This is a genomic window from Gordonia sp. NPDC003422 (assembly GCF_053588675.1).
This window is the reverse complement of the sequence record NZ_JBSFQL010000031.1, coordinates 49,449-61,801: the sequence shown is the minus strand read 5'-3', so window position 1 is coordinate 61,801 and position 12,353 is coordinate 49,449. Positions and strand designations below refer to the sequence as shown.

Annotated in this window: 12 protein-coding genes; 4 read left to right on the top strand and 8 right to left on the bottom strand. The window is 67.4% G+C overall.

The annotated features are described in order from the left end of the window. From ACWDTF_RS21620 to ACWDTF_RS21610, 3 genes are all read right to left on the bottom strand, one after another. On the bottom strand, positions 1-252 hold a 252-nt coding region (locus tag ACWDTF_RS21620), incomplete at its 3' end, for a hypothetical protein (protein ID WP_449755053.1). Between the two features lie 131 nt (positions 253-383). After that, positions 384-686, bottom strand: a complete 303-nt coding sequence (locus tag ACWDTF_RS21615; RefSeq protein WP_355280089.1) for a WXG100 family type VII secretion target — start codon at positions 684-686, stop codon at positions 384-386. A gap of 16 nt (positions 687-702) precedes the next feature. Beyond that, complete coding sequence (locus ACWDTF_RS21610) at positions 703-1,077, bottom strand: WXG100 family type VII secretion target (RefSeq protein WP_355280086.1); 375 nt, start codon at positions 1,075-1,077, stop codon at positions 703-705. Positions 1,078-1,220: 143 nt separating this feature from the next. Between ACWDTF_RS21610 and ACWDTF_RS21605 the strand changes: the two genes are divergently transcribed. Next, positions 1,221-1,997, top strand: a complete 777-nt coding sequence (locus ACWDTF_RS21605) for a hypothetical protein (protein ID WP_449755052.1) — start codon at positions 1,221-1,223, stop codon at positions 1,995-1,997. 19 nt (positions 1,998-2,016) lie between these two features. Here the strand turns inward: ACWDTF_RS21605 and ACWDTF_RS21600 are convergent, their stop codons facing one another. From ACWDTF_RS21600 to eccCa, 4 genes are all read right to left on the bottom strand, one after another. Continuing rightward, positions 2,017-2,310 carry a hypothetical protein gene (locus tag ACWDTF_RS21600; protein WP_355279940.1) on the bottom strand — a complete coding sequence of 98 codons (294 nt, stop codon included), beginning with the start codon at positions 2,308-2,310 and terminating at the stop codon, positions 2,017-2,019. Positions 2,311-2,333: 23 nt separating this feature from the next. Then, positions 2,334-2,660: a hypothetical protein gene (locus ACWDTF_RS21595; protein ID WP_355279938.1), complete on the bottom strand. Its 327-nt coding sequence runs from the start codon at positions 2,658-2,660 to the stop codon at positions 2,334-2,336. Between the two features lie 91 nt (positions 2,661-2,751). Beyond that, complete coding sequence (locus ACWDTF_RS21590; protein WP_449755051.1) at positions 2,752-3,507, bottom strand: hypothetical protein; 756 nt, start codon at positions 3,505-3,507, stop codon at positions 2,752-2,754. After that, entirely contained in the window at positions 3,504-7,595 is a 4,092-nt protein-coding gene (eccCa, locus tag ACWDTF_RS21585) for a type VII secretion protein EccCa (protein WP_449755050.1), read from the bottom strand. Before eccCa ends, ACWDTF_RS21590 begins: the two co-directional genes overlap by 4 nt. 86 nt (positions 7,596-7,681) lie before the next feature. On the opposite strand from eccCa, the gene ACWDTF_RS21580 reads away from it, so the two are divergent. After that, positions 7,682-8,998 (top strand): EsaB/YukD family protein, encoded by a 1,317-nt coding sequence (locus tag ACWDTF_RS21580; protein WP_449755049.1) that lies wholly within the window; start codon positions 7,682-7,684, stop codon positions 8,996-8,998. 242 nt (positions 8,999-9,240) lie between these two features. Here the strand turns inward: ACWDTF_RS21580 and ACWDTF_RS21575 are convergent, their stop codons facing one another. Continuing rightward, positions 9,241-9,462 (bottom strand): hypothetical protein, encoded by a 222-nt coding sequence (locus tag ACWDTF_RS21575; RefSeq protein ID WP_355278741.1) that lies wholly within the window; start codon positions 9,460-9,462, stop codon positions 9,241-9,243. A gap of 75 nt (positions 9,463-9,537) precedes the next feature. Here ACWDTF_RS21575 and ACWDTF_RS21570 point away from each other — a divergent pair, with 75 nt between their 5' ends. Continuing rightward, on the top strand, positions 9,538-10,983 hold the full coding sequence (locus ACWDTF_RS21570) for an AAA family ATPase (RefSeq protein WP_449755048.1): 1,446 nt from the start codon (positions 9,538-9,540) through the stop codon (positions 10,981-10,983). Between the two features lie 12 nt (positions 10,984-10,995). Then, entirely contained in the window at positions 10,996-12,186 is a 1,191-nt protein-coding gene (locus ACWDTF_RS21565) for a MinD/ParA family ATP-binding protein (protein ID WP_449755047.1), read from the top strand. Positions 12,187-12,353 lie beyond the last annotated feature (167 nt).

Below are 12,353 nucleotides of genomic sequence, written 5' to 3'. Positions count from 1 at the left end.
ACCCGTCTTCGACAACCAATCCGGCAACGAATCATCCAACTTCTCCCGGAACTGATCAGCCTCCGGACCCAGATACTCCGACGTCTGCCCTTCCAACCCCCGCAGCAGACGCTCCGCACTGAAACAATCCTCCGCGAAATCCAGATACTCCCGCCCACCCGCAGTCACCGTCTCCGGCTCACCCGACAACCACAACGACTTGTGCCCCGGCGACAAAAACGTCTCCAACTCCGGCAACCGCGCAGCAGGCATAACCTAAACCTCCCCGAAAACAGACACGACAACAGACAGGAAAACAACAACGGCACCGCGCAAAGACCCTCATCTTCACGCGGTGCCACACCACAACAACAACCGAATTTCGCTACCGCCGACCCACCAGATCAGCCCTGATGAATGGTCTGCCGAATCCGATTCTGCATCGCCGACACATTCTCGGTGTTCTCCCCCACCGCCTCCTGAATCTGCGACAAAATCTGGGTGATCGAATCAAACCCATTCATCACCGTGCCCTGCACACCCGAAAAATCATCATGCTCGCCACCCTGCCAAGCACCAGCCAACCGCTGAATATGATCCCGCAACTCATCCACCGCGCCCTGCAGATTCGACGCCGCCGAACCCACCCGCTCCTCGGCAGCCTGCGCCGCGCCCGGATCATACGAGTACTCGCCACCCTCAGACATCAGACCAACCCCCGTTTCAGATATTCGTCGACTCAGCAGTATGAAAATCCATCCGGCCACCCGCCGAACGCACATTCGTGGCCTGCTCATCCTGAGCCGACACATACGTCGAGGCCACATCCTCGGTCCGAACACCCAACTGCTCCAACGCCTTATTCACCTGCCCGGCAGCCGAGGACCACTGATGCTGCAAATTCGCCAACTCCGTCTTCGCACCACCCTTGATCTTGCCCAACAGCTCGGTCATCGCCGCATCAAACTCCGAAGAGTTCGACGTGAACTTCCCCAGAGCATCCTGCAACGACCCCGCATGAGACTTCACCACCGTGTGATCAACCTCGAAAAAACCATTACCCGACAAAGCTGAAACCTCCCCGAAGACATTCCCCACCGCCAAACATGCTGGCAGACAACAAGCACAACGGCAGAAAGACGTTCACACCGGCAAACTTGATCCATGCCAGGCTATCCACACTCGACCGCCGGGCGCAACCGTCGAGCGCCCCGTGTCGGTCGGTCGATACCATCGCAGTCGTGCAGCATCGGAAACTGGGCTCGCAACGCTCGCTTGCCGCCCTCGCCCGCCTGGAGCGCACCTTCCAGCCGGAGCAGGCAACGCCCGCGGTTGTGGTGGTGATCCCGCTCGACCAGCGCACCGCGACCTCGCCGTTTGCCGCGGCGTTGGCCGTGTTGCTGGAGTCGGTGCTGCCTCATCCGGTGTGCGCCGTGGACACCGACGGCACCGCACAGCCGCTGCGTCGGCTGCTGAAGTCTTCGGGCGCAGGCGATCTCGTCGGGCTGGCCGCGTCGCACGATGCCACTCTGCGTCGGCGCAGCGTAGAGAACTACGTCGACATGGCCGCTGAGGTCCCGCTGGCGTCGTGCTGGCTCGATGGCCCGGGTGCGTTCCCCCCGAACGTCTTCCGGGATGCCGTGTGGAAGCTGCGTCGCCGTTTTCCGACGCTGGTGCTCGACGTGCCACAGGGTGTGCCGCGCGGCACCATCAACGTCGCCTGCGAGCTGGCGAGTCACGTTGTGCTCGTCGGTGATTCGACCGACATCGGCCACGAATGGCTACACGAGGGCAAATCGGTGCTGGCGACGCTCGCGGCCCGCCACGCGGTGACCGTGGTCGCGGTGGGCGGCCACGATGACGTCCGCACGGCATGTGCGCACTGCGCCGTGACACCGACGCCGCCGATGGATGTCGGATCGTCGGGTGGCTCGGCGCGCACGGCGCTGACCGCGTCGAGCGAGAGTGTCATCGCACTGTCGGAGGTGGCGCTGCGCGCGATCACAAGCCCAGCGTGACAGCGATATTCGTCGCCGATCAGCCGTTGAGGGCTTCGCGGATCCCGTCCCGGTAGCTGCCGACGGCGGTGTTGGCGCCGCCGACCAGCTTGGAGGTGACCTCCAGGATGTCCTCGACGACGGTCGCGGCCTTCTGCCAGGCGTCGTAGACGTCTTCGAACAGTTCGTGTTCGGGACCCACCCAGCCCGCCTTGTGCTGGATTCTGCCGTTGAGCGCGACGATGTCGGCCTGCAGGGCGGCACCCGCAGAGGCCACCCGCGTTGCCGCGGATGCGGCTGCTTCCTCGTCCCAGCCGAACAGATCGCCGGACATCGCGAGCCCCCTCCAGTTGCGTGTCAGATGTGAAAGTTGAATCCCGAGACGTTCGCGGCGATCTTCCCGGCCGCACTGGCGACTTCGCGGTCGATCGTCTGTGCACCGGTGCCGATCGCCTGCGATACCTCGCCCAGACCGCCGATCCCCTCGAGAAGCTTCTCGATGCTCGTCGTCCACGCACCCTGGAAGCCGTTCTCGGCGTCGACAATCCGCGGATCACCGTGCCGGTCGTCGAGGCCGTGGACGAGGGTGCCGTCCTTCTTCTCGGACTCGAGCCGACTCTTGATCCTGACGAGACTGTCACCAAGGTCGATCATCGTCTGTTTCGGTACCTGGATGTAGGCCATCGGTAACCTCCCCTGCTACAACTCGTGTGCGACCCCTGCAACGATGCTCTCTGCCGAGGCTAACACTGCGGCGGCGGTGTCGCCACGACGGTCACGGCTCGAACTCGTAGCCCACGAGGTCGACCGCGTCGTCGGACGTGGGTGTGTCCGCTTCGACGATCGGCGTGTCGTCGTCGAGTGTGACGGCGTCAGTGTCGGGTGCCGACCCGGTCTCGGTCGCGTCGGTGCGGACACTGCCGATGCATCGGATGACCATGTCCCGCAACGAGTCCGCGAGGTGGATCTGCGGGGTCGTCACCGCGACCACCAGGGTCCACGTGGTCCCCGGCATCGGATAGAAGCCCTGCACGGAGACCACCTCGCGCAGGCCCAATCCGTCCTGCTGGCTGCGTCGAATCGTGGTGATCCCATAGGCGTTCCCGCTGGGTGTGGTGCGTTCCTCGAAGGTGTCACCATCGCCGAACGCACGCCGGATCGGCGCCATCGAGGCCAGCCGGCCGGTGCTCGAGTCGAAGGTGATGTTGAGGACGACGTTGGCGATCCGGCCCTCGTCGTCCACCCCGGGCTTCAGCAGCGTGAGCAACACCTTCTTGCGCTGGGCCAGCGCGACCACGTCTTCCATCGCCCGCAGCAGGTCCTTGCGATCCTTGGACCGCACCCGCCGTCCGGCGAAGTAATCGTCGACGATGCGCTCGTTCTGCCGCTTCCACCGCGCCGGATGGGTTTCCACCACGGCCCAGTCCGTGGGCAGCCGCACATGCCATTCGAACGGCGGACGCGCTGCGTCGGGATGCCACTCGATTCCCGGGCGGCGGGTCTGTGCGTCGTCGCCGACGGTCTCGGTCATGTCCGCTCCTCTGCGATGTGGTCGAGTTCGGTTCGCTCAAGTTCGCCACCGTCGTCGGGCGCCGGCGGGGTGTACGCCAGCTGCAGCCGCTGCGCCGGCCGCCCACGGCGGACCAGGTCACCGCGGCCGGGCGGCTGATGCGACATCCACACCTTCGGCCAGATCTGGCCTTCCTGTCTATCACCGGAGAGCAGCAGGCCCGTGGCCCCGGCCTCTTTGACCGCTTGCAGGACGGTCTCGTAGGCGGCCCGCGAAGCACCCGCCGCGCGACGCAGGATCACCAGGTGCACGCCCAGGTCGCGTGCCTGCGGCAGGAACGGCACCAGCGGCTTCAGCGGACTGTTCGACCCCTCCATCAGATCGTAGTCGTCGGCGACGATGACGACCTCCGGGCCGGTCCACCACGACCGCTCGCGCAGCTGACGCGGCGTCACGTCGTCGGGCGGCATCCGGCGCTGCAGCTCCTTCACGATCGAGGAGACCAGCGCCGCAGCGATATTCGCGGTTCCACCGTAGCCGCCGAGGAACTCCTTGGGCACCACGTCGAGCAGCTGCCGTTTGAGGTCGAGGACCGCGAAGACCAGTTCGCCCTCGCGGAAATGCGGGCACAGTTCGTCGACGATGGTGCGGACCAGCGCCGTCTTGCCCGAGCCGGAGTCGCCGAAGACGAGAAGATGCTGGTCGTCGCCGAACAGGTTGAGGCGCACGGGTTTGAGGTTCGATTCGGCCAGGCCGATCGCGATGTGCCGGGTATCGGGGTGGTCGCGGCGCAGTTGCGCCAGTTCGACGGACTCCGGCAGCATGCGGACCGCCGGTGCCGACGTCCCCTGCCAGGCGTCGGCGATCGCGGCGATGGTGGCATCCATCTCGCCGATTCCGGCACCGTAGGCGGGCAACGCCACCTGCCCGAGCAGGCTGTCCTGGGTGAGGCAGCGGCCGGGATTGTCGGCGCGGATCGACTCGACCAAGCGGCGTCCGATGGTGGAGTCCAGCGGATCGTTCAGGCGGAATTCGACGCGGGTGCCGATCATGCCCTGGATCTGGATGCGGAAGTCGGTCCAGCGGCCGGTCGTCGCGATCAGGTGCACGCCGTAGCCCAGGCCGCGGGAGATGATCTCCTGCACGGTGCGGGCGAGTTCGTCGAACTCCTCGCGGAATGTCCACCACGAGTCGATGACGAGAAACACGTCGGCGCAACGGAGTTCGGGCAGCCCGCCGGCGCGGTGCATGTCCCGCATCTGCTCGGCGGTCTCGATCTGGTGGTCGGCGAAGATCCGTTCACGCTCGGCGAGCATCGCGGCCATCTCGGCGACGGTGCGTCGGATCTTGTCCACCTCGAAGCGGGTCGCGACGTCGCCGACATGCGGCAATCCGGCCAGCGGTCGGAGTCCGCTGCCGGTCATGTCGATCAGGTAGAAGGCGACCTCGGCCGGGGTGTGGGTGAGCGCGGCCCCGACCACCAGCGAACGCAACGCGGTGGTCTTGCCCGACTGCGGTGACCCCAGGAAGACCAGGTGGCCACCGGAACCCGACAGATCCACCGTCAGCGGCCCCTGCCACTGTTTGAGCGGCTGATCCTTGATGCCGAGCGGGAAGTGCAGTGTCGGACGGTCGGCGGCGGTGAGCCCGCGCGCCCGCGTGGCGGCCACCTCGCCGACGACCTCGTCGAACCGCAGCGACTGCGGCAGCGGCGGCAGCCAGATCTGCCGGACCTTGGCGGCATGGTCGCCGAGACGGTCGGCGACCATCTCCAAGGTCGACGCACTGAACGGGTCGTCCTGGGCGACAACGGCTTTCTCACCGCGACGCGATTCGGCGTACTCGTGTTGCCGTTCGGCCAGCCAGTCAGACGTGTCGTTGATCAGATGAAACGGCATCGGCACCGGCGGCAGCGTGGTGTCCTCGGCGTCCTCGGCGGGCACGTACCGCCCGGACACGTAGGCCGCCTTGAACCGCACGAAGATGTCCGGGTCGACCTTGAGAATCCCCGAGCCCGGGATCGGTGGCAGCTCGTGGGCGTCGGCGGTGCCGATCACGGTGCGCGACTCCTGAGCCGAAAACGTCCGCAGCCCAATCCGATACGACAGATGCGACTCGAGGCCGCGCAGTTTGCTCTCCTCGAGCCGCTGCGTCGCGAGGAGCAGATGCACACCGATCGACCGGCCGATCCGCCCGATCTGCACGAACAGGTCGATGAAATCGGGTTTGGCCGTGAGGATCTCACCGAACTCGTCGATGACGACCAGCAGATTGGGCAGCGGCTCCAGATCCTGCCCGGCCTCGCGCCTGCGGTTGTACTCGGTGACGTTGGGCAGTGAACCCGCTGCCTGGAGCACCTGCTGGCGTCGTTGCATCTCGCCGAGCAACGCGTCGTGCAGTCGGTCGACGAGACCGGAGTCGTCGGAGAGGTTGTCGACCATCGCCGTGGTGTGCGGGAGCCGATCGAGGCCGGCGAACGCGGCACCGCCCTTGTAGTCGACCAGCACCAGGGCCAGACGGTCGGGGGAATGGCAGACCGCCTGCGCGAGCACCATGGTGCGCAGCACCTCCGACTTGCCCGATCCGGTCGCGCCGATGCACAGACCGTGCGGACCCATGCCCTCCTGGGCGGATTCCTTCAGATTCAGATGCACCGGGCTGCCACTGCCGCTCACCCCGAACGGCACATTCAGGAAGGCGTCCAACGACTTCGGCGCCCACAACTGGTCGATGTCGTAGGTGCCGAAGTCGGCGATCCCGAGCAGCCGGTCGAGGGTGATGGTGGTTTCGAGCGGGGCGTCGGGCGCGGCGTCATCGACGAGGCGGATGGGTGCGAGGCGGCGTGCGATGGTCGCGGCGACCGTGGGTGAGACGGCGTCGGCGCTGCCGCGTGAGGCACCGCGGACGAGTCTGCGGGTGCGTTCGAAGTCGGGGGCGCGTTCCTCGCCGGGACGCCGCTGCGCCTCCACGATGACCTCGACGTCGACCGCCCGGTCGTCGGCGATGGTGACGCGGGCATCGACGTGCCCGGGTTCCAGCGTGCGGTCCTCGTTGAGGACGACGAGCACCACCTTGAGTTCGCGCAGATCGTCGCCGATCAGCCTCGCGAGCAGGTCGCGGCCGTGGGCGTCGGTCGCGTCGATGACGACGATCAGGTGGTGGGTGTCGAGTTCCTGACCGGAGAAACGCTTGCTTCGATCGCCGAGTTCGTCTCTGCGACGGGCGACTTCATCGAGTAGCGGGGCGGCGTCCTCGGCGTCGGTCGAGGTCATCCGACGACCGATCGGGCCATCGAAACGCTCCGGGTCCAGGACGTGCGGCAGCCACAGCGCCCACCCGTAGGCGTTGACCCGGCCACCGGCGGGCAGCGCGACGTGCACGCGGACATCGTCGGGCGCGTGGAACACCGCTACCTGCGTCAGCAGCGCCCGGACTGCTTCGCTCGTGCGGTCCCGCGGTCCGACGATCGACACGATGCCGGCCAGCGGGACGCCGATCGGCAGGTCGTCGATGCGTTCGGTCGCCGCCAGCAGCCGGTCCAGATGTGCCTGGGCGATCGGTTCGGGCGCCTTGAGCGGGTCGGAGTCCTTGTCCACCTCCACCTCTCGCGCCAATGGTCCGACCCCGTTGCCGACGCGCACCGTCAGGAAGTCGGGGTCGGAGGGTCGGCGTTCCCACAGCCGGGAGGGGTCGCGGATCACCGCGAGCAGATCCGCGGGCGCCGGATGCCGGCGATGCGCGACGCGTCGTTGCTCGGCGATCTCGTCGTCGAGGCGGCGTCGGGTGTCGTTCACAAAGGAGACAAAGACGCCGCGCTGCTGCTCGGCCTTCTTCCGGCCGCCGGTCTTGGCGTGGATGAACATCACGATGCCGCCGATGATCGCGCCGACCACGATCACCCCGCCGGCGATCATGCGGATCGGGTTGCCCGACGACATCATCATCGCCAGCATGCCCACACCCGCCATCAGCGGCAGGATCGCGCGCATCGCCATCGCGCCCTGCCCGGAGGCGGCGTCGATGACGGGTACGCGCGGGAGTTTCAGGGGGTCGGCGGGCAGCGGATCGGCGCGCAGCCGCGCAGGCCGATGCACCAACTTCGTCCCCACCGGCTACTTCCCCCTCAGATCCGTCCCGCGTCCACCGCCGACCACGTGAGTCAGGCCGCTCGATCCCGTCTGCCATCATGGACGCCATGGCTTCGAACTTTGTTCGGCTGACCGTCGTCGCCGACGACAACCAGCTCGACGTGAGCCTGCCGGCCCATCGCCCGATCGCCGAGTATATCGATGACGTCGTGGAGCTGTTGGGTCCCGCCAGTGCTGCACCGGCCGCGAGCTGGACGCTGTCGTCGGTGCGCCACGGCGTGCTCGATCTCGAGGACACCCTGTCCGACCACTCACTGACCGACGGCGCGCAGCTGCATCTGACGCGGTCGGCCGAGGCGATGGCACCCCCGTTCGTCGACGACGTGATCGACGAACTCCGACGTCAGGTGGCCGCCGGATACCAGCGGTGGGCACCGGAGACCGCCCGCTCGTGGATCGCGTCGGCGGTCGCGGTGATCCTGATCGTCGGTGGCGGATCGGTGGTGGCGGTCGACGACACGGCCGCCGCGGTGGGCGCGCTGTCGGGTCTGGCCGTGTTCGCCGCGATCGTGGGTGCGCTTGCTCGCCGGTCCGCGCTGGGCCACGTGCTGTGGGCGGCGGTGCCGCTCGCCGCCGCCGCGGCCTGGCGTGCCGCAGATTCGTGGGGTCTCGCCGAGTCGGTGGCCTTCGCAGGCGCCGCCGGGACGGCCCTGGCGGCGGTGGCTGCCGCCGTCGTCGTGCGGTCGGTGTCCATTGCGGTGGCGAATGCCGTGTGCGCCATCGTCTTCGGTGTCGCCGGCGTGCTGTTCTACCTCGGCGCGAACCCGACCGCGGTCACTGTGTGGGGGTCGGCGGTGCCGGTGGTGATCATCCTGTTCGCGCCGGCGGTTGCGCTGTCGTCGTCGGGTCTGCTGGCCCAGATCCGCCTGAGCGAACAGATGGAACTCGCCGCCCGCAGCGCCATCACCGACGCCATGTCGCGGGGTCGGGCGGCCGCCGACGTGATGGTGTGGACGGCATCGGCGCTGGTGGTCCCGATCGTCGCGACCATCGCGCTGACCGGCGTCTGGCAGCAGGGTTTGGCGGCCGCGTTCCTGGTGGTCATCTGGCTGCTGCGGAGCCGCAACTTCACCCACACCCGCCACGTCGGGCCCATGATCCTCGCGGCCGCGGCGGCGACCGCGTTCCTCGCCGTCGGTGTTGCGGGGTGGTCGGGGCTGGCCGTCGGGCCCGCCGCAGCCCTCGGAGCGGGCGCTGCGGCTCTGGTGGCGCTGTGCTTCGGCGCCGGCGCCCTGCCGGCGTTGCCCGAGGTCAGCGGCGCACGAGTGCGTCGCATCCTCGACGCGCTGGACCTCCCGCTGGCGATCGCCTTCATCCCGGTCGTGTTCTTCGCGCAGGGCGTCTACAACCTCGTCTGGCCGTGACTCACCTCCCTCCCGATGGCTGAGGTGCGAGCCTGCGAGCCTCGAAGAGAGCGCAAGCCGCCGGGCTGAGGAGCCCCACCCCTCCGATGGCTGAGGTGAGAGGAGCGCAAGCGACGAGCCTCGAAGCCCCTGGTGAGACAACAATGTCATCTCGCCACGCCCTTCGAGGCTCGCTTCGCTCGCACCTCGGGGAGCGGTAAGGCTCGCTTCGCTCACATCTCAGGGAGCGGGAAAGGTTCGTGTCAGCGGGACCGCGTACGCGCTTGAATGAGGTCGATCATGTAGCCGGTGACCACGATCCCGACAACGATGACGGCCGCCAGGATCAGCGAGATGACCAGCAGTTTGATCGGGATCGAGCGGCCGCGGGGTTGCCCCGTTCCATGGATCAGGGCCGTCGAGGCGAGCTCCGAGCGGAGCTTGTGCGCCTGCAGCACAGTCCGGGCGTCGTTACGATCGGTCACGAGGGGCACCCTACTATCAGGGGCTGAGGATACGGTCGCCTACGTTCGCACCGTGTAGGGGAGAGTGATCAGCACATGACGCACACCGAGGGTTCGCCGGGCTCGCAGCCCCCACCGTGGCTGCGTGTGGATGCCGATGACGACGAGCCGAAGGCCACTGCCGCCGAGGCGCCGGCCGAGCACTACCGGGCTGCCGACGCTGCAGCGTCGGTTCCGTTGACCCCGATCTCAGCCGCGGTGCTCCCGTCGGCAACACCGAGCCGCGGCTGGATGCCCGCCGAGCCGGTGGACGATGCCCCGGCAGCGGATTCACCCGAATCCCCGGCCCGCGAGGTCTCCCCCAGCCCCGAAACTCCCGCGCCCGAGCCCACCGAGGCTAAGGCGCCGGACACCGATCGATTCGCCGCATTCGTGCCGGCACCGCCGAGTCATCCGACCGCCCCACCCCAGCAGGTTCCGAGTTATCCACCTGCTCCGCCGATGCCGGCACCTCCACCATGGCAAGGTGCACCCGCGCATCAGGTTCCGCCCGGCTACCCGCATCCGGCCGGACCGCAGAACCTCGCCCCACCTCCCGGGCTCGACCCCCACCGTCTGGTGCGACACTCCGCGCCGGCCCCGAGTCGGGGGTGGCGCCAAGCGCTGCACGCCGCGTCGGGTGGACTCATCAATCTCGGCGACTCGAAGTCGCAGCAGCAACTGAACGAGATGGTTGCCCGTGTGCGACAACCGATTCAGGGTGATTTCCGCCTGGCGGTCCTGTCTCTCAAGGGCGGCGTGGGCAAGACCACGACCACCATCGGGCTCGGTTCAGCCTTCGCGTCGTTGCGCGGCGACCGGGTGATCGCGGTGGACGCCAATCCCGACCTCGGAACATTGGCCAGCCGTGTTCCGCAGCAAACCGCGTCGACGGTGCGCTCGGTACTGCACGACCCCAACATCCACCGCTACACCGACATCCGACGGCATACCAGCCAAGCGTCGAGTCGGCTCGAAGTCCTTGCCTCCGAGCGTGATCCGGCGGTGTCGGAGGCGTTTAGCGCCGAGGAGTACCGCAAGGTGCTCGGGGTGCTGGAGAACTTCTACAACATCATCATGACCGACTGCGGCACCGGCCTCATGCACTCGGCCATGCAAGGTGTGCTCAGCACCGCCAATGCCATCGTCCTGGTGACCTCGCCCGCGGTCGATGGCGCCCAAAGCGCCTCGGCGACACTGGATTGGCTCAACGCTCACGGTTACCAGCGACTGGTGAGTCAGGCGATCGTGGTGATCTCGGCGTCCAAGCCCGGCGGGGCGCCGATCGATCTCGATCTGCTGGCCGACCATTTCCGCGGCCGCACCCGGGCGGTGCAGATCATTCCCTACGACGATCATCTGGCCACCGGCTCCTACGTCGAGCTCGACCAGTTGCATCGACGCACCCGTACCGCATTCCTCGAACTCGCTGCGACGGTGGCCGATTCCTTCTCGGTCAACATGGCTCCACCGCCGACGGCGCAACAGCCGTGGGTCGGCTGACAACCACACAGGATGACAATGCACGACGATCAACCCGATCAGCCATGGCCGAGTTGGATTCCCGAGGCCGACGACACCGCTGACCACCCGTCGCATGTCGACGTCCGGCCCGGTCCGCAACCACAGGCCGTACCGCCGCCGAACGCTGTGGTGCACCCGGGACCTCCGGCAATCCCTCACGGGTATGGGCCTCCCCAGGGGTACCCGCCGCCAGGCTACGGGCCTCCCTCGGGATACGGACCACCTCCGCAGGCCGCGGGTCCGCCACACGCCCAGCAGGCCCCCGCCTCGCTGGACGACGTGCGGATCCTGCGTCGTGCGCAGCGACCGCCGAGTCGGGGTTGGCGCCGCGCCGTCCACACTCTGTCGGCGGGTGCCATCAATCCCGGTCAGTCCCAGGGTGATATCGAGTACCAGCAGCTCCTCGCGCGCGTGCGCCGTCCCATCCGCGGCGACTATCGCATCGCCGTGTTGTCGCTCAAGGGCGGGGTCGGCAAGACCACCACCACCGTCGGACTCGGATCGACGTTCGCGTCACTGCGCGGTGACCGGGTCATCGCCGTCGACGCCAACCCCGACCTGGGCACCCTCGCACAGCGCGTCCCACAACAGACCTCGTCGACGGTGCGAGATCTCCTCGCCGACGACAACGTCTACCGCTACTCCGACGTCCGCGCGCACACCTCGCAGGCGCCGAGCCGACTGGAAGTTCTTGCCTCCGAGCGTGATCCGGCCATGGCCGAGGCATTCAACCAGGACGAGTACCGCGGGGTCATCACCATTCTGCAGCGCTTCTACAACATCATCCTCACCGATTGCGGCACCGGTCTGAGCCATTCGGCCATGAGCGGGGTTCTCGAACTGGCCAATGCCCTCATCCTCGTCAGCTCCCCCGCTCTCGACGGCGCGCGCAGCGCGGGTGCGACGCTCGACTGGCTCGAGGCCCATGGCCACGGGCACCTCGTCTCACGTGCTGTTGTTGTGCTCAGCTCCTCACGGCCAGGCGCGTCGACCATCGACACCGACCAGCTCGCCCAGCACTTTCTGACCAGATGCCGTGCAGTACATCAGATTCCGTTCGATGACCACCTTGCCGAAGGAGCCGACGTCGACCTGGAACTGATGGGCAAGCAATCCCGACGCGCGTTCGTCGAGCTCGCGGCCACGATGGCCGACGAATTCTCCGGCGGGTTCACTCCCTAACCTGGCCGCCGTTCGGGCACTCTGTGTCGAATCGGAGAACCCGGTGCTGCAGCACACAGGTTCTCCGACTGCACACAGAGTGTCGGCGGAGAGTCCTTTTGCGCGGCGTGCACCGATTCCTTCCGCACCCGATACTGGGACCGTAGTTTCCTCGCAGACCAGTGCCG

Bases quoted from the DNA above. Each gene is read 5' to 3' on its own strand.
- ACWDTF_RS21590 (WP_449755051.1), bottom strand. From the start codon at position 3,507: ATGACCGAGACCGTCGGCGACGACGCACAGACCCGCCGCCCGGGAATC.
- ACWDTF_RS21595 (WP_355279938.1), bottom strand. From the start codon at position 2,660: ATGGCCTACATCCAGGTACCGAAACAGACGATGATCGACCTTGGTGAC.
- ACWDTF_RS21565 (WP_449755047.1), top strand. From the start codon at position 10,996: ATGACAATGCACGACGATCAACCCGATCAGCCATGGCCGAGTTGGATT.
- ACWDTF_RS21600 (WP_355279940.1), bottom strand. From the start codon at position 2,310: ATGTCCGGCGATCTGTTCGGCTGGGACGAGGAAGCAGCCGCATCCGCG.
- ACWDTF_RS21615 (WP_355280089.1), bottom strand. From the start codon at position 686: ATGTCTGAGGGTGGCGAGTACTCGTATGATCCGGGCGCGGCGCAGGCT.
- ACWDTF_RS21570 (WP_449755048.1), top strand. From the start codon at position 9,538: ATGACGCACACCGAGGGTTCGCCGGGCTCGCAGCCCCCACCGTGGCTG.
- ACWDTF_RS21580 (WP_449755049.1), top strand. From the start codon at position 7,682: ATGGCTTCGAACTTTGTTCGGCTGACCGTCGTCGCCGACGACAACCAG.